The following is a 17,100-nucleotide window of genomic DNA, read 5'->3' as shown; positions in this document are numbered from 1 at the left end:
GAGTGCTTCGACTTCGCGGTAATTGAGCGGAGTCGAAACTCACCAACCGGGGGAAAATGAGGAGATGGGGAAGAAAACTCCCCACACTCCCCACACTCCCCACACTCCCTTGTCCCCTTCCCTAGTTCCTAGATAACTTGCTCAACTTCGGCAATTTCAGGAATCATTTCTCGCAAGCGGCGCTCAATACCCATTCTTAAGGTCATGGTAGAGCTGGGACAAGAACCGCAGGCTCCTTGCAAGCGCAATTTGACCACAGGCCCATCCAGTTCTACTAGTTCCACGTTGCCGCCATCAGACATTAAGTAAGGGCGCATTTCATCTAACACAGTTTCTACGTTGTCAACGGTAAGTTCCATAGTTTTAGACCTGTAAGTTAACGGAGGGAATGGGACATCAGTCTATAGTGGAGCTAAAGCACAACTATAAAGCTCGTTCCCAAAATTTTATTTTCTTGCTTTGTTAAAACGATCCTAGATCTAATTGCAGCTAGTTGTTAGCTGTGGATAGCCAGTTATCTATTTGTGATGACTTTCAGCCATAGCATAAATTTTTCAATCTAGAGGCTGTATTGAATGATATTTCTTTATTGTGTAGCTTTGCTGTACTGTTTAGTAATATTCCAAGTGCATAACACTGCAAGCGATTGACAATGTAACTAAAACTGTTTTGTAGTTTTTGTCTGTATTAGCAAATCTATTGTTAAAGCTATTTTATAAATAGAAAAATTAGATAATTGGCTAACAGATGCCATTCTGTAAATCGTTGTCACTGGAGGAAACGATTAGTGGTTGTTGATAAAGAGGCACTGTAAATGTCACTGTGGAGCCAAGTCCTTCTCCTAGACTATAAAAATGTACCTCACCACCCATTGCCTCTACCAGCTTCTGGGATATTGCCAATCCCAAACCTGTACCCCCATATTGGCGGGTGCGAGAGCCATCAACTTGAGAAAATAATTGAAATAGCTTGTCTTGTTTGTCTAAAGAAACACCAATACCTGTGTCTGCTACCCGTACTCTCACCATACCTGGATATTCCTGGTCTTGGAATTTTGTCTTTTTGAGGGCGATATCGGCACTGATAGTAATGCCACCTTCTTGAGTAAATTTAATTGCATTACCTACCAGATTAAGCATTACTTGTAGCAGCCGTTGGTAGTTCCCTTGAACAATAATTTCATCTGAGGTAGAAGGCATTTGCATCCGGAAGCTGAGGTTTCTCATTTCGGCTTGGGGACGCATGAAGTTGTCTACATCACTAAATAACTCAGCTAATTGAACCGGAGTGCAATCTAAGTCCATTTTGCCAGCTTCGATTTTGGCAATGTCTAAGATATCGTTGATGATATTCAACAGATGAATCGATAAGTGGTGAGCCTCTTGCAGAAACTGATTTTGTTCTTCAGGATCGTCTGCCATCCCCTCTAAAATCAGCTTCAAAAATCCAATCATGCCATTCAGGGGGGTGCGAATTTCATGGGATACATTGGCCAGAAACTCACTTTTGAGCCGGGAAGCATCTTCGGCTTTTTGACGGGCTGCTTCTAATTCTTTGTATAAAGTAGCATGAGCGATCGCTGTTCCCAGCTGATCGGCCACCTCTTTGGCTAATTCGATTTCTGCATCTGTTAGTGGGTAGCATTCATCCCGCAAAGTCAATGCCACCAATCCATTTGCTTGGTCTTGATAGGATGTAGCTACCACTAAAATTTTCTGGTGTGGACACAAACTATACCCCGGTACTTCCATGACTATCGGTTCTAAGGTAGCCACGGCTTGAGCAAATGCAGGTTCAGTAGCTAAATTTATGTCTACACCCAGTAGGGATTTGCACTCTGGCTGATGATATTCTGCAATGACGCGCACTTTGGAGCTAGAAGGCTGATAGGGGCAAATAATACACCGTTCTAGCCGCAGCACTTTTCCCAAACTATCAACTGTTTGCTGCCAAATAATGTCTATATCGAGATTGCGGCGAATATTTTTGGTAATTCGATTAACCAGTCTTTGGTGTTGCTGCGAGCGTAAAGCCAACTCTATCTGTGTAGGTGTTTTGGTAATTACATCTACTTTGCTGATGTTGACTTTAGCTTGGAGTAAGCGTCCCATCACTAAAACAGTGGTAGCCGCTTTACCCAATTGCGGCATAATCGGAGTAATTACCAACTCCAATTCAAACAACTCCTGGCCATAACTAAACCAGCACTGCAATTTTTCCGGCACCAAACTTGTCAAAATCTGGTGCAACCTCTCCAAATAAGCAACCTTATCTACTGGTTCAAAGGTAGCCTCATCATTGAACTCATCAATTATCTGGTCAGGATTTAACCCCAGAAGCTCACTGTGCTGCCAACAAAAAGTCAGGTAACGCCCTGACTCATCTTGTGTATATACCAACTCAGCTCCTAGAGTTGGTGACATGTAATCAGTGTGATTATTAATAGAGTTTCGATTCTGGGAGAATAAATTCGGCAATTGAGAATTGGCAGTAATAGTCATTATCGAGTTGGATAGACAAATAGCAGCCGACAACATTATTACTAAAGCTGCTTAAAGTGTGGCATAAATTATTACAGCTTTGGAGTCTTTATTGAAAGTTTTGGTGATGATCTCAGCCAAAGTGGCAAATTTTACAATTTTTTGATTTTTGATTTACATTTTATTTATATTCAATCGTTCCATTCTCCTCGCGGTGGAATCGGAGCGCGTACAGGGGTACGTGTCAGTTCATCATCTCTAGGAACTTCGCCCCGCAACCATTGCCGAATCGCCACTTCAATCACTTTACTTGGATCGTTAGTTAAATGCTGAATTTGCTCTACTAACTCAGAATCTAAGCGGACAGCAATTTCTACCTTATCGGCTTGTCTGTGTTCCGCATCGGTAGCTTTTTCTTTCATATTCATAGGTTTATATACTCTGAAATTGTTGTGTCAAAAGCTTTGTAAAGCAGTACTATTATGAATTTCGGATTAGTTTACTGACAAATGCAAAAATTTATAGTTACATAGTTCCCCGAAATCTTACCAAAGTAACAGCTTCTGCTTGTAAGTGGCAATTTTCATAAAAGACACGATACAGTAGCTTTGTTGAATTTTTGTCAGTAAATCAATTATTACGGGCAATTACGGCTGAAATTACCCACGATCTCTACACTATGTACTTATACATATTTATTGTACGCTTCTGGTCGATCAATACGAGCAGCGAACAATAGACTTTATCTAGATTCTTCCTAGAGACTGGGGGAGCAGGGCGAGAAAGAAATAAGTAATGACTTTCGACTCTGGACAAATGACCACAGACCATTGGCTAAGAAAGCATTAAAATACATTAAGTAAATTGCTCTTATAATTTTGGTTGCTTCTTCAGCAAAGATAGTATATGACTGACGTTCCCGCAGTTCGCATTCGCAATTTTTGTATTATTGCTCACATTGACCACGGGAAATCAACCCTAGCCGATCGCTTACTCCAAGCTACTGGTACTGTTGAAGATCGGCAGATGAAGGAACAGTTTCTCGATAATATGGATCTGGAACGGGAGCGCGGCATTACCATTAAGCTGCAAGCTGCCCGGATGAATTACACTGCTAAAGATGGTCAGCAGTATGTGCTGAATTTAATTGATACGCCGGGACACGTAGATTTCTCTTATGAAGTGTCGCGCTCTCTTGCTGCTTGTGAAGGAGCGCTGCTAGTTGTAGATGCTTCCCAAGGCGTAGAAGCTCAAACTCTGGCTAATGTGTATTTGGCTCTGGAACATAATTTAGAAATTATTCCGGTGTTGAATAAAATCGACTTACCAGGCGCAGAGCCAGATCGAGTTATTAGCGAAATTGAAGAAATTATCGGTTTAGATTGCAGCGGTGCAATTTTAGCCTCAGCTAAAGAAGGGATTGGCATTGATGAGATTTTAGAGGCAATTGTCGATCGCATACCCCCAGCTCCCAATACTGTAGATCAGCGCTTGCGGGCGTTAATTTTTGATAGCTACTACGACAGCTACCGAGGAGTAATTGTTTACTTTCGGGTGATGGATGGTAGTCTCAAAAAAGGCGATCGCATCTATTTAATGGCTTCTGAGAAAGAATATGAAATTGACGAGTTAGGGGTTCTTTCTCCTACCCAAAAGCAAGTTGACGAACTCCACGCTGGGGAAGTGGGTTATTTGGCAGCAGCTATTAAAGCTGTAGCTGATGCGCGGGTGGGTGATACTATTACTCTCGCCAACGCCAAAGCCGCAGAACCTTTACCCGGTTACACAGAAGCCAACCCAATGGTGTTTTGTGGGATGTTCCCCATCGATGCTGACCAATTTGAAGACTTACGGGAAGCCCTAGAAAAGCTCAGACTCAATGATGCTGCTTTACACTACGAACCAGAAACTTCCAGCGCGATGGGTTTTGGCTTCCGTTGTGGGTTCTTGGGTTTATTGCACATGGAAATTGTCCAAGAACGCTTGGAAAGGGAATACAACTTAGATTTAATTATTACAGCGCCTTCAGTAGTTTATAAGGTAACTACTTTAAAAGGTGAGGAACTGTATATCGATAATCCTAGCCATTTACCCTCTCCTAACGAGCGCGAAAAAATTGAGGAGCCTTACGTTCAGGTAGAAATGATTACACCTGAAACCTACGTTGGCACTTTGATGGAGTTGTCGCAAAACCGCCGGGGGATTTTCAAGGATATGAAATATCTCACCCAAGGACGGACGACACTGACATATGAGATTCCTTTAGCGGAAGTCGTCACTGACTTTTTTGATCAAATGAAATCGCGATCGCGTGGTTATGCCAGCATGGAATATCACCTGATTGGTTATCGCGAAAATCCGCTGGTGAAGCTGGATATTATGATTAATGGCGATCCGGTAGATTCTTTGGCGATGATTGTCCACCGCGATAAAGCTTACAACGTGGGGCGCTCAATGGCAGAGAAACTCAAAGAACTTATTCCCCGCCATCAATTTAAAGTACCGATTCAAGCAGCTATTGGTAGTAAAGTTATCGCCAGCGAACACATCCCCGCTTTGCGTAAGGACGTACTAGCCAAGTGCTACGGCGGTGACATCAGCCGGAAGAAGAAACTTTTGCAAAAGCAAGCAAAAGGTAAGAAGCGGATGAAATCTGTCGGTACGGTAGATGTTCCGCAAGAAGCGTTTATGGCTGTTTTGCGTTTGGATCAAAGTTAGTCAAGAGTCAAGAGTTATTAGCTAATCCCATTCCCCATTCCCAACAGGTGTAAGTATATGACGAACCTGGTTGTAATGGGGTTTTTCAATTGGTTAATAACTCCAATCTTTGTCTTTGATTCACCACCTAATACCATTTCACTAAAAAAATGATAAAGATAATTAAGGAAGAAATATGAGCAGAAGTTTATGGCAGGAGTCACCAAAGTAAAAATAAAGGAGTCAGCCGAGGAATTACATGAGCTGCTAAGAAAACAAAAAACAGCATTAGGTAAAGAACGGATTCAAGCGTTGTATTTACTGAAGATAAAGCAGGTAAAGACAATACAAGATTTAGCAGTGGTATTGGGCAGAGGAAGCGCGACGGTACAAAGGTGGTTAAAAGTTTATGCAGAGTCAGGAATCACTAGTCTCGTATCAAGAAAAAAAGGTTCAGGACGACCACCAATTATTAACACAGATGTTCGAGAGCAGCTTTCAAAGGAACTGGAAGACCCCCAGGGATTTAAAAGTTATGAAGAAATCCGAACATGGTTAAAAGCGGTAGAGGGTGTAGAAGCTTCATACAAAGTAGTACATGATACAGTGCGTTATCAAATGAAAGCGAAGCTAAAGGTGCCGCGTGCAGTAGGCATTAAACACCAACCAGAAGCGGAAGAAGAGTTTAAAAAAAACTCCCACAATACCTAGACGTAATTCAGAAATATGTCATATCACCAATAGATAGACAAAGAAAAATTAGGTATTGGTGTGAGGATGAAAGCCGCGTAGGACTGAAAACAGAAGCAGGAAGATTAATTACTACAAAAGGTACTAAGCCTATTGGCATCATGCAATGGAAGCGAGAAAATTTTTATTTATATGGATTGGTAGAACCATTAACTGGTGAGAATTTTATTTGGGAATTCTCTCATTTAAATGCAGCTTGTTTTCAGATTTTTCTAGAAAAATTCTCGGCTAATTATGCCCAAGATATACATATTATTCAGTTAGACAATGGTGCTTTTCATTTTAGTCAACATCTTCAGATACCAGAAAATATAATTTTGTTATTTCAACCCCCACATACACCGCAAGTTAATCCAATTGAGCGATTGTGGGAGGAAGTTAAAAGATATTTGGCGTGGGAAAGTTTTGGAGCGTTGGATGAATTAAGACAATTTATCTGGAAGCGTTTGGAGAAATTAAACACATCAACCATTGCTTCTATTACAGGTTGGGACTTTATTCTTGATGCTTTATTTGAATCAAATTTTTCGTGAATTGGTATAATCAGGAAATTTTGTTATTTGAAGCACTTTGAAAATTCTGTCTTGCTGTTAACTTTCATAAAAAGTATCAAGATTTGCTGACTAATTTTATGGAGATTTGTATTCTTAGGCATTTATGTAAACTTGCTGTATTATTTCAAGTCATTGAATGTAAATTAGCTTAACTATGAAAATTTTGCTTTGCTAATTTTTACAATTGAAGAGTATTAATCAGAAAACTGTTAAGATATTTGACATTTTTAGTATATATACTCACTGTAATTGTCACACTTGTACTTTTAGATAAATACAGTTTTTTTGCTATTTATAAAGCATCGGGGAGTCTAGTAAATGAAGATACTGGTATTGAGTTGGGAGTTTCCGCCAAGGATAGTTGGAGGTATTGCGCGTCATGTAGCAGAGTTATATCCAGAATTGGTGAAACTAGGACATGAAATCCACTTGATTACTGTGGAACATGGCCACGCATCAATGTATGAATTAGTAGAGGGAGTTCACGTACATCGAGTTCCAGTAGCGGCTAGTAGAGACTTTTTTCACTGGATAGTTAACTTGAATGACAGCATGGGTCATCATGGCGGTAAGCTGATGCTAGAAGAAGGGCCGTTTGATTTAATCCATGCTCATGATTGGTTAGTTGGTGATGCAGCGATCGCTTTAAAGCATACTTTTAAAGTACCTTTAATTGCGACAATTCACGCTACTGAATACGGACGCTATAACGGCATTCATACAGATACTCAACACTATATTAGTGGTAAAGAAAACTTGCTCGCTTTCAATGCTTGGCGAATTATCGTGTGTAGCGAATATATGCGTCGGGAAGTAGAACGAGCATTAAACAGCCCTTGGGACAAAATTGATGTGATCTTTAACGGTATTCGGCCAGAAAAGAAACAGCACCATGAAGATTTTCATGCTCCAGCTTTTCGCCGCCAATTTGCTGAAGATCATGAAAAAATTGTCTACTATGTTGGGCGCATGACCTACGAAAAGGGTGTACCTTTATTACTCAATGCTGCACCCAAGGTTCTGTGGGAAATGGACGGTAATGTCAAATTTGTGATTGTTGGTGGCGGTAATACCGACCATCTCAAGCGTCAGGCTTGGGATTTAGGAATTTGGCATAAATGCTATTTTACAGGTTTTCTTTCTGACGAATACTTAGATAAATTTCAGACTGTAGCTGACTGTGCGGTTTTCCCCAGTCTTTACGAACCCTTTGGTATTGTTGCGTTAGAAAGCTTTGCCTCTCGCGTTCCTGTTGTAGTATCTGATACAGGTGGATTTCCTGAAGTAGTGCAACATACTAAAACAGGCATTGTCACCTGGGTGAACAATTCTGATTCGATTGCTTGGGGAATTTTGGAGGTTTTAAAGAATCCCGGTTATCGCCAATGGTTGATTGATAATGCTTATGAAGATTTAGGGCGACGCTTTTGTTGGCAAAAATTAGCCCTGCAAACAGAAGCAGTATATCAGCGAGTTGTGCAAGAGCGATCGCGCATAGATTGGTTTTAAATTGCACAAGCAATGGAGAAAGCAGCAGAGAATAAAAGATTACTCTGCATTTTCGGCATGAAAAAACAGTACAAGCCTTGTACGCTGGGAATTACACCCCTTCTGGTGAGAAAGTAAGCAATAATTGCAGTTTGCACCAGAAGGTTAGTATGACCAAGGCCTTTCCAAATATAGCAAAGTGGTTGAAGAGTGTAGGAACCATGTTGCTGAAGATGGGAACCTCCTTCATAACCCATATTACAGCAAACTTGAGAAGTTACTTTCAGGACATAACCGAGGATGTCCATTCTCCTTTAACACCCTTACCGCCTTTACCATCCTTACCTTCCTTAGCTGGCCCTGTTCTAAGTTTGGGTGGAGGCGGCCCTGATGTAGAGAACGCTATCCAGTGGTTGATTAACCAGGTGAGAGGTTGTACTGACTGCGCCACTACAGTCAATGTTGTAGTCATTCGTACTTATGGCAACCATGATTACAATCGGGTTATTCGTGAGATGAAAGGCGTTAAATCTGTGGAAACTCTAATTGTTAGCAATAGACAAGATGCTAACAAAGCAGAGATTATCAATAAAGTCCGAAATGCAGATGTAATCTTTTTTGCTGGCGGCGACCAATGCCAATACATCCGCAATTGGAAAGATACTAAGCTAGAGGCTGCTGTTCAATCAGTTTACGCCAGAGGTGGTGGCATTGGTGGTACTAGTGCGGGTGCAATGATTCTTAGCGAATTCGTCTACGATGCTTGCGCTTCTTCGGAAGAAGGAATTGAAACCAGAGACGCACTCGAAGACCCCTACAAAGACATCACTTTTACCTACAACTTTTTCCAATGGAAGTATCTTCAGGGAACCATTGTAGACACCCACTTCGACAGGCGTAAAAGAATGGGTCGCATTATGGCTTTTATTGCGCGTCAAATTCAAGATGGCATATCCAAACGTGCTTTAGGGATAGCCATTAGCGAGGAAACATCTGTACTTGTGGATAAACACGGTATGGCGAAAGTGATGGGGAGGGGTGCAGCGTATTTTGTCTTGGGAGACCATCCGCCAGAGGTATGTAAACCCCGCACGCCTTTAACATATAACGACTACAAAATTTGGCGAGTTCCGCGTGGAGATACCTTCAACCTGAAAAATCTTCCCACACGGGGTTATTATCTTAGAAGTGTGAAACGGGGAAGATTTAGTTCAGATCCATATTAGGATTAGGGCATTAGGAGAAGAGGGAAGCTTTTTTATATTTTCTCCTCTCTCCCCTCTCTCCCCACACTTCCCACACTCCCCCAATTCCCTGCCTCTTTACACCAAAGTTGTCTGCTTGCGTAAACTTTGAATCGTAGCGATCGCGTGTTTTGCTACAATATCAATCTCCTCTGGAGTATTGAAGCGTCCAATGCCAAAGCGCACTGATGCATAGGCTAGCTGTTGTGAGCGTCCCAAGGCGGTGAGAACATGGGAGGGTGCTGTGTTGGCTGAAGTACAAGCAGAACCAGAAGAAACAGCCATTACTGACTGTAATCCTAAACCAAGTGCAGCCCCATCTACGCCTTCAACACTGATATTCAGGTTTCCCGCTAACCGTTGGGTAGGATGTCCGTTGAGATGAATTCCTGCTACTACTGAAAGCTGTTCCCAGAGTTTTTGTCTGAGTTCTGTCAGGCGTTGGTTTTCTGTCGCTTGCTCTGCTAAAGCAATTTCTACAGCTTTGCCAAACCCGACGATTTGCGGTGTGTATAAAGTACCCGAACGCATTCCCCGTTCGTGTCCGCCGCCGTGCTGCTGGGGAACTAACTGTACTCTGGGGTTGCGTCTACGAACGTATAGCGCACCGATACCTTTGGGGCCGTATACTTTATGCGCGGTAAGTGAAAGTAAATCAATTTTCTGTGCCTGCACATCTAAGGGAATTTTACCAATAGCTTGGGCAGCATCGGTGTGGAAAATGATATTGAGATCGCGGCACAATTCTCCAATTTCTGCTAAAGGCTGCAATACTCCAATTTCGTTATTTGCAGCCATTACCGATACCAAAATTGTCTCTGGACGCAAAGCTTGTTCTAACTCAGTTAAATCAATTAACCCATCTTTTTTAACTGGGAGAATAGTAATTTCAAAACCCAAAGTTTTTAAATATGCACAAGGGTCGAGAACAGCTTTATGTTCTGTAGCCACTGTAATAATATGCTGTCCTTTTTGAAAATAAGCTTCTGCTACACCTTTAATCGCTAGATTATTCGCTTCTGTTGCACCACTGGTAAAAACAATTTCTTCTGGTGTAGCGTTAATTGCTGCTGCTAAAATTTCTCGTGTTTGTTTAACAGCTGCTTCTGCTTCCCAACCGTAAACATGACTAATACTCGATGGATTGCCAAACTTTTCTGTAAAGTAAGGTAGCATGGCTGCTAATACTCTTTCATCGACTGGTGTCGTCGCATGGCAATCTAGGTAGATAGGGCGAATAGACATAAGTTAACTTAACACTTGACTTAATTTTTTTAACACTCCGAGAACTTGATATAATTCATTTTCTCGCTTTAGTAGTGTAAATTGGTCAGAAAAAGCATATTCTGGATGATTTTCTTGTATAAGTTTCAAGAATATAAAATCACTACCGTTCATTACTAATCCAAATACAGGTTTTTCTTGATGAGGATTAGCTAGCATATAAGCTACGGCTTGAGTTATGGCTTCTAAAAGTGCAAAAGCAGCCCTTTTAGCTTCAATAACTAACAACCAAAATTGTTCTTGAATAACTAAAACATCAATTCTACCTCTAATTACTTCTCCTTCATCCTCTATGGCAATTTCTATAGATTCTTCTGTAGCCAGTAAAAATGGCTCGCGATAAAATCCAGCTAAATCTAATAAAGGAGATAATACTATCATTTTTACGGCATTTTCTAAGATTGGTGGACGCTTCACTAATCTTAAAAAATTAGTTTTAACTCTATCTAGATATTGCTTTTCTAAATCTGTGATTTCTGGTAAAGGATCAACCCATTCCGGAAAAAATCTTCACGTTCAGACTGTCTTAGACCAAATTTTTCTTCTAAATAGGCAAGACCGATGTTTTGAGCTTGGATGACTTGAACCATAATTGATATAATAAAGGTGATATTACCATTTTAAAGCTTGTATTTTTTGCAATCTTTATGCATTTACAGAAAGCCACACTATTTTAATTAGCGAAATAATTCAATTCATTGAGAATAGTCTAGTGCAATGGCATACAGGGAATTTACTCTTTCTCAAGTTAGAGAAAAATTTAGCTTAATTATAGAGGAACCAGATAATGTTTTGCCAAGCTTACTGGTATAGAACAGAGCCAAATATTACAAACATTTCTTAAAGAGAATTTATAGCTTGTCCGATTTTTTTCAAAATATTCAAAACTATATATAATTCATTTTCGCTTCTATATAAACTGAATCTATCAGATAAAGCATAAATTGGCTGAGTTTTTTGGATGAGTTTTATAAATTGAAAATCTTCGCCATTCAGCACTAATGAATATACAGGCCTATCGGGGTTAGGAGTAGCTAGCATATAAGTAAGCGCTTGAGGAATTGCCTTATTTAAGGAAAAAGCAGACCTTTTTGATTCGATTACTACTAACCACAACTTATTTTGGATAACTAGTACATCAATTTTACCTTTGATAATTTCTTTTTCTTCTGCTTTCTTATCTGCATTACCTATAATTAAATCTTCGCTAATTTCTATACTTTCTTCTGTAGCGATATAAAAAGGAGGGCGATAAAAACCAGCTAAATCTAGTAAGGGAGACAATACTACTAATTTGACTGCCTCTTCCAAAAGAGGAGCATTTTCAAGTAAGCTGAGATAGTTAGTTTTAACTCTATCTAAATATTGCTTTTCTAATTCTGTTATTCCAGGTAAATTTTCAAACCACTCTGTAAAAAATTGCTCATCATCAGCTTTCTTAAGAGCAAAGTTTTCTTTTAAATATGCGAGAGTGACATTTTGCCCTTGAATAATTTGAACCATAGATTATTGCAACCTCTTCTTCATTCTAGGATGAAGAACTTAAGATAGCTGCTAATTCTTGCAATTTAGTTAAAACTTGTTGAGCATGACTTTTAACTTTGACATTAGTCCAGGTATAAGCAATGTGTCCCTCAGCATCGATGAGGAAAGTTGAGCGAACAACACCCATGTATTCCTTACCCATAAACTTTTTCAATTGCCAAACACCGTAAGTTTCAGCTAACTCATGTTCTGGGTCGCTTAGGAGGGTAATTGTTAAGTTATGTTTGCTGATAAATTTACAATGAGACTTCCCAGAATCTGGACTCACACCTAAGATTTTCGCTCCTAGGGCGCTGAAATCTTTATTTAATTCACTAAAATCTTTAGCTTCAGTAGTACAACCTGGCGTGTCGTCTTTGGGGTAGAAATAAAGGACAACCCATTGACCGCTAAAATCGCTTAGACTGACGGGACTTTCATGTTGGTCAGGAATCGAGAAATCAGGGGCTAGTTGTCCGACTTGAAGAATGTTGCTCATATTTGGGGAATAGCGATCGCTTTAGAATTTTACCGATATTTGTCACTCCCACCAAACTCTCTGCTCTGTGTGAGACTATTCTGTGTTCCCACTACGCACAACCTGAGAACTAGCATCAATATTAAAAGCACCGAGAGCATTGCCGGTTAAATCGCAGTTTTCCACCGTACCCAAACCATTATCGTGTACATAAATGGCACGCCCTTTATTTTGATTAATTTTGCACCGCCGAATTATAGCGTTACCATTTGTTCTAATTTCTACCCCTGATAAAGAATGTCCGAATATCTCGCAATCTTCCACTGTTCCCTGTCCCTTCTCATAAACAAGAACGCCGCCTTGTTTACCATCGTGGAGTTTGCACCGTTGAATAATGGGGTTGCTATTTTCTCTAATTGCTATACCTGATAAACCATTGCCGAAAATATCACAATCTTCTACTGTGCCACGACTGTTATTTTGGAAAAAGATTCCAGCCTGTTCGCCATTGTGGATTGTGCATTTTTGGATAATCGGGTTAGCTGTAGCACCTTGAACGCTGACGCAAGAAAGCGAATCGGAAGTGATATCGCACTCAGCTAACACTAGCTGTCCTTGAGGAATGTCTACAGTAAAAAATTTGTTTTGCGTCTGTCCTGCAAAACCACGCAAAGTTAAACCTCGAACTTCGGCTTGGTCTGTTTGCATAACAAGGCAATTTGAGTTGCTATTTTCGATGATGATGCTAGTTACAGGCCCATCACCAATAATCTTTAGTGGTTTGTTGATAATTATACTTTCTTGGTAAAGACCTGGACGTACAAGAATGCGCGTATTAGGTTGGGCATTTTTAATCGCTTCACTAATAGTTTTATAGTCACCAGATCCACTACTGGAGACAGTGAGAGTAGATTTATCCTTAAAAAGAAATGTATATGATAGCAATGGAACAGCTAGCCCAATACTACCAAAGCCCAGCATTTGAATTAAACGCCGCCTTGGCAATTTTGGTGGTGGTGGCGGTGGAGGAGGAGGTTGTAAACTTCGCTCTATATCTGTTAAACGTTGTAAAATCTCTTGAGTATTGGCTGGTCGCTGGCTGGGTATCTGTGCCATCATCTGGTCAATTAAATCTGCTAGCAGAGGTGAAATATGAGGAGCATAACTCCGCCAACCCATCTCATTAGTGTAAGAATTATAAACTTCTGGATCGTTAGGTTGTTTCCCTGTTAGTAAATATACAAATGTGCGTCCTAAGGCAAAAAAATCTGATTGCAGGACAGCTTTACCGTTCATTTGTTCTGTTGGCGTGTAACCAGCAGACATAATTCCTGTCACCTGACCTTGAGCCTGAGCAAAATAATAAGTTTGTGTAAGTTCCCTGGCTGTACCAAAGTCAATCAATGCTAGTTCGCCAGAATTTGACCTTAGCATGATATTTGGTGGTTTGATATCCCTATGGAAAAAGTTTTGGTTGTGTACCCGATCCAGAATAAGCACTAATTCTCTCAGCCATGCAATAGCCAAATTTTGGTCAATCGGTCGCATCTCCCGATTTTCCATATATTTCTGCAAATCCATACCCACAATTTTTTCCATGACAAAACAATGGATTGGGTTTTGGCTATTTCTGGGAAAATACACAAAGTAAGCATCGCGCTCAACTTGGGGAATACCAGGATGATGAAGCTTGCTTAAAACTTCTGCTTCTTGCTGAAATAATTCGACTGCTTTTGGATGGTTGTTAGTTAACACTTTCAGAACTTTGGGCGTGTTAGTCCGGACTTCTATGGCCTCAAAAGTTACTGCAAAGCCACCACCACCTAATTTACGCACGACCCGATAACGGCCTTGTAGTAGTAGTTCTGAGCCGCAACTAATACAAAATAGTTCATCATCGCTATTTTGCGGGTTTGTGCATTGGGGATTGATGCAGAAGCTCATCGCGTCAGCAAAGTAACAGTTTTATCTGCTAGTTTACCGTTATCGCTTTGATTTTCCTGTAAAGAGTTTTTAGCGATTTTTCACACCAAGCCGCACCCTACTCTACTCTGAAGGAACTTTCTTCTATGCAACGTGAATTTGCTAATCGTGATGAGTTAATCAACTATCTCCGCCAAGAATTTCCAGCTGCGGCAGAACGCGATCGCGATATTAGCGAAATAGTCGGAGGACGCCAAGCTGCGGAACAAGCACTAAAAAAAGTAGATCCAGTAACATACGGAAAAACACGTAATTTTTTCACAGGAGCAGTAACTAAGCTTTCACCTTATATTCGTTATGGAGTTCTGAGTTTGCGAGAAATTCGGGATTATGTACTGCAACAAGTACAACACCCAGAAGATGCTACTAAGCTAATTAACGAATTGGGCTGGCGTGACTATTGGCAGCGATTATATGCCAAGCTAGGTGATGGGATTTGGCAAGACCAAGAAGCATACAAAACTGGTTATATAGCGCAAAATTACGCACCTGATTTACCAAATGACATCCGCGAAGGAAATACAGGACGAGTTTGCATCGATAATTTTAGCCACGACTTACGAAAAATTGGCTATCTACACAATCATGCACGGATGTGGTTAGCAGCTTATATCGTCCATTGGCGGCGAATTCGCTGGCAAGCGGGAGCTAAATGGTTTCTCCAACATCTTTTAGATGGCGATCCAGCTAGTAATAATATGTCATGGCAGTGGGTTGCTAGCACCTTTAGTCATAAACCCTATTATTTCAACCGCGAAAACTTAGAACGTTACACCAAAGGCGTTTATTGTCAGAAATGTCCCCTTTACGGACATTGTGATTTTGAAGGTAGCTATGAAGAATTAGAACAGCGATTATTTCCCCAAGGTGAATTTACCAAACAAGCAAACAGCCAAAGTTGGCAGCGTGGGAAAAAGCGACGGTAGTCATTTGTCATTTGTCATTAGTTTTTTCTCCCCACACTCCCCACCCTCCCCACACTCTCTGGAACCTATGGCAAATTAAGGAAAATTATTTAAATAATGCGATCGTGAATCTACTTAATTACCAATCAGTCTCTCAAAAGTCTACTCCTGTTTTGTTTGGCGATAAAAAGCCTCTTCTCCACAAACGATGGCTACGCTGGTGTCTGCTGGGTTGTTTGAGCTTGTTATTACTAACTGGCTGTAGTGTAAACTCCAGTGCGGGAAAAACTCTGCGGGTTGCAAATGAACCAGCATTTCCACCTTTTGAGTTTCTGGGAACTGATGGTAAGCCGCAAGGTTTTTCTCTTGATTTGATGAATGCGATCGCACAGGCAGCTAACTTTAAAATAGAGTTTCAAAGTGTGCCTTTTGATGGCATTATCCCGGCCTTGCAAGCCAAAACGGTAGATGCGGCAATTAGTTCGATTACGATTACCGAGGAGAGAGCTAAGACTGTTTCTTTTTCTCGCCCTTATTTTAAAGCCGGGTTGGCGATCGCAATTCGCAGCGATAACCAAGATATTACTAACTTTGATAGTCTGAAAAATAAAAAAATTGCTGTACAAATTGGTACAACGGGAGCCAAGAAAGCACAGGATATTCCGGGGGCGAAAATTCGCAGTTTCGATTCTGCACCTTTAGCACTGCAAGAATTAGCTAATAGAAATGTGGATGCCGTAATTAACGATGCTCCTGTTACTTTATATGCAATTAATACTGGCAATCTCAAAGGGCTGAAAGTCGTAGAGCAATTGCTAACAGAAGAATATTACGGCATTGCCACACCGAAAAACTCAGCTAACTTAGCATTAATCAACGATGGTATTGATAAAATTCTCAAAAATGGCACTTACACCCAAATTTATCGCAAATGGTTTAAAGCCGACCCCCCAAGCTTACCAGCTACATCACCTTTTGCAAACCAAGCTGGCGGTGTAACTGGCTTATTTGCTTCATTGGGCGTAATTTGGCGGTCTTTACCCACACTCTTACAAGGAGTATTAGTCACACTGCAACTAACAGTACTTTCTGTAGTACTGGGTTTAGTTGGTGGTTCCCTAATTGGGATTATCCGTCTTTCCCGGATTGCATCTGTGCGTTGGATAGCGCGGGCTTATGTGGATTTTTTCCGCGGCACACCTTTACTAGTGCAGATTTTTATGATTTATTTTGGCATACCTGCGATCGCGCAAGAACTGGGTTTTACTTTCTCCTTCGATCGCCTAGTTGCTGGAGTAGTTGCTTTAAGTTTGAATAGCGCCGCCTACATTGCCGAAATTGTCCGTGCAGGAATTCAATCAATTGAACCAGGACAAGCAGAAGCATCACAATCGCTAGGTTTAAGTTCTGTACAAACCATGCGCTATGTAATTTTCCCCCAAGCTTTTCGGCGGATGATTCCGCCTTTGGGTAATGAGTTTATCAGCTTGTTAAAAGATACAAGTTTAGTTGCAGTAATTGGTTTTGAAGAATTATTTCGCAAAGGACAATTGATTGTTGCAGATAACTATCGCGCCTTTGAAATTTATTCTGCTGTTGCTGTGGTTTACTTATGCTTAACCTTACTTTCTTCTCAAGCCTTTAGTCGTTTGGAAGCTTGGATGAATCCTGTGAAACGTTCCTAATCTTAAGAATAATCCTCATGCTCAAAAA

14 protein-coding genes and 1 pseudogene are annotated in these 17,100 nt (G+C 40.7%); 7 read left to right on the top strand and 8 right to left on the bottom strand.

The features are described from left to right. Nucleotides 1–128: 128 nt before the first annotated feature. The 3 genes from AACU33_RS18650 to AACU33_RS18640 form a co-directional block, all read right to left on the bottom strand. Complete coding sequence (locus AACU33_RS18650) at nucleotides 129–359, bottom strand: NifU family protein (RefSeq protein WP_096590081.1); 231 nt, start codon at nucleotides 357–359, stop codon at nucleotides 129–131. Nucleotides 360–740: 381 nt separating this feature from the next. Then, nucleotides 741–2,501: an ATP-binding protein gene (locus AACU33_RS18645; RefSeq protein WP_096590080.1), complete on the bottom strand. Its 1,761-nt coding sequence runs from the start codon at nucleotides 2,499–2,501 to the stop codon at nucleotides 741–743. A gap of 170 nt (nucleotides 2,502–2,671) precedes the next feature. Next, complete coding sequence (locus AACU33_RS18640; RefSeq protein ID WP_096590079.1) at nucleotides 2,672–2,908, bottom strand: hypothetical protein; 237 nt, start codon at nucleotides 2,906–2,908, stop codon at nucleotides 2,672–2,674. A gap of 478 nt (nucleotides 2,909–3,386) precedes the next feature. On the opposite strand from AACU33_RS18640, the gene lepA reads away from it, so the two are divergent. From lepA to AACU33_RS18615, 5 genes are all read left to right on the top strand, one after another. Then, nucleotides 3,387–5,198, top strand: a complete 1,812-nt coding sequence (lepA, locus tag AACU33_RS18635; protein ID WP_096590078.1) for a translation elongation factor 4 — start codon at nucleotides 3,387–3,389, stop codon at nucleotides 5,196–5,198. 189 nt (nucleotides 5,199–5,387) lie between these two features. Next, complete coding sequence (locus AACU33_RS18630) at nucleotides 5,388–5,888, top strand: helix-turn-helix domain-containing protein (protein WP_096588144.1); 501 nt, start codon at nucleotides 5,388–5,390, stop codon at nucleotides 5,886–5,888. Between the two features lie 5 nt (nucleotides 5,889–5,893). Beyond that, nucleotides 5,894–6,460, top strand: coding sequence for an IS630 family transposase (locus tag AACU33_RS18625; RefSeq protein ID WP_096588143.1), 567 nt, complete (start codon nucleotides 5,894–5,896; stop codon nucleotides 6,458–6,460). Nucleotides 6,461–6,799: 339 nt separating this feature from the next. Next, on the top strand, nucleotides 6,800–7,990 hold the full coding sequence (locus AACU33_RS18620) for a glycosyltransferase family 4 protein (RefSeq protein ID WP_096590077.1): 1,191 nt from the start codon (nucleotides 6,800–6,802) through the stop codon (nucleotides 7,988–7,990). Nucleotides 7,991–8,139: 149 nt separating this feature from the next. Further along, nucleotides 8,140–9,195 (top strand): cyanophycinase, encoded by a 1,056-nt coding sequence (locus AACU33_RS18615; RefSeq protein ID WP_339376129.1) that lies wholly within the window; start codon nucleotides 8,140–8,142, stop codon nucleotides 9,193–9,195. A 96-nt stretch (nucleotides 9,196–9,291) separates the two neighbouring features. On the opposite strand, the gene AACU33_RS18610 is transcribed toward AACU33_RS18615, so the two are convergent. The 5 genes and pseudogenes from AACU33_RS18610 to AACU33_RS18590 form a co-directional block, all read right to left on the bottom strand. Next, nucleotides 9,292–10,458 (bottom strand): cysteine desulfurase family protein, encoded by a 1,167-nt coding sequence (locus AACU33_RS18610; protein ID WP_096590074.1) that lies wholly within the window; start codon nucleotides 10,456–10,458, stop codon nucleotides 9,292–9,294. A gap of 3 nt (nucleotides 10,459–10,461) precedes the next feature. Then, a pseudogene (locus AACU33_RS18605) lies at nucleotides 10,462–11,087 on the bottom strand (type I restriction endonuclease). Between the two features lie 250 nt (nucleotides 11,088–11,337). Beyond that, the gene (locus tag AACU33_RS18600) at nucleotides 11,338–12,000 is read right to left on the bottom strand and encodes a type I restriction endonuclease (RefSeq protein ID WP_096590073.1); all 663 of its coding nucleotides are present in this window, start codon (nucleotides 11,998–12,000) and stop codon (nucleotides 11,338–11,340) included. A 25-nt stretch (nucleotides 12,001–12,025) separates the two neighbouring features. Beyond that, nucleotides 12,026–12,520, bottom strand: coding sequence for a thioredoxin-dependent thiol peroxidase (bcp, locus tag AACU33_RS18595; RefSeq protein ID WP_096590072.1), 495 nt, complete (start codon nucleotides 12,518–12,520; stop codon nucleotides 12,026–12,028). 75 nt (nucleotides 12,521–12,595) lie between these two features. Continuing rightward, nucleotides 12,596–14,443 (bottom strand): pectinesterase family protein, encoded by a 1,848-nt coding sequence (locus tag AACU33_RS18590; RefSeq protein ID WP_096590071.1) that lies wholly within the window; start codon nucleotides 14,441–14,443, stop codon nucleotides 12,596–12,598. 125 nt (nucleotides 14,444–14,568) lie between these two features. On the opposite strand from AACU33_RS18590, the gene AACU33_RS18585 reads away from it, so the two are divergent. Both AACU33_RS18585 and AACU33_RS18580 read left to right on the top strand, forming a co-directional pair. Further along, nucleotides 14,569–15,408 (top strand): FAD-binding domain-containing protein, encoded by an 840-nt coding sequence (locus AACU33_RS18585; protein WP_096590070.1) that lies wholly within the window; start codon nucleotides 14,569–14,571, stop codon nucleotides 15,406–15,408. Between the two features lie 152 nt (nucleotides 15,409–15,560). Then, a complete protein-coding gene (locus AACU33_RS18580; RefSeq protein ID WP_096595295.1) occupies nucleotides 15,561–17,072 on the top strand; it encodes an ABC transporter permease subunit in 1,512 nt (503 codons plus the stop codon). Nucleotides 17,073–17,100: the final 28 nt, after the last annotated feature.

Source organism: Calothrix sp. NIES-2098, from assembly GCF_963875125.1.
Classification (GTDB): Bacteria; Cyanobacteriota; Cyanobacteriia; order Cyanobacteriales; family Nostocaceae; genus Aulosira.
The sequence above is the reverse complement of the archived record's forward strand: the minus strand, read 5'-3'. Positions and strand labels throughout refer to the sequence as shown.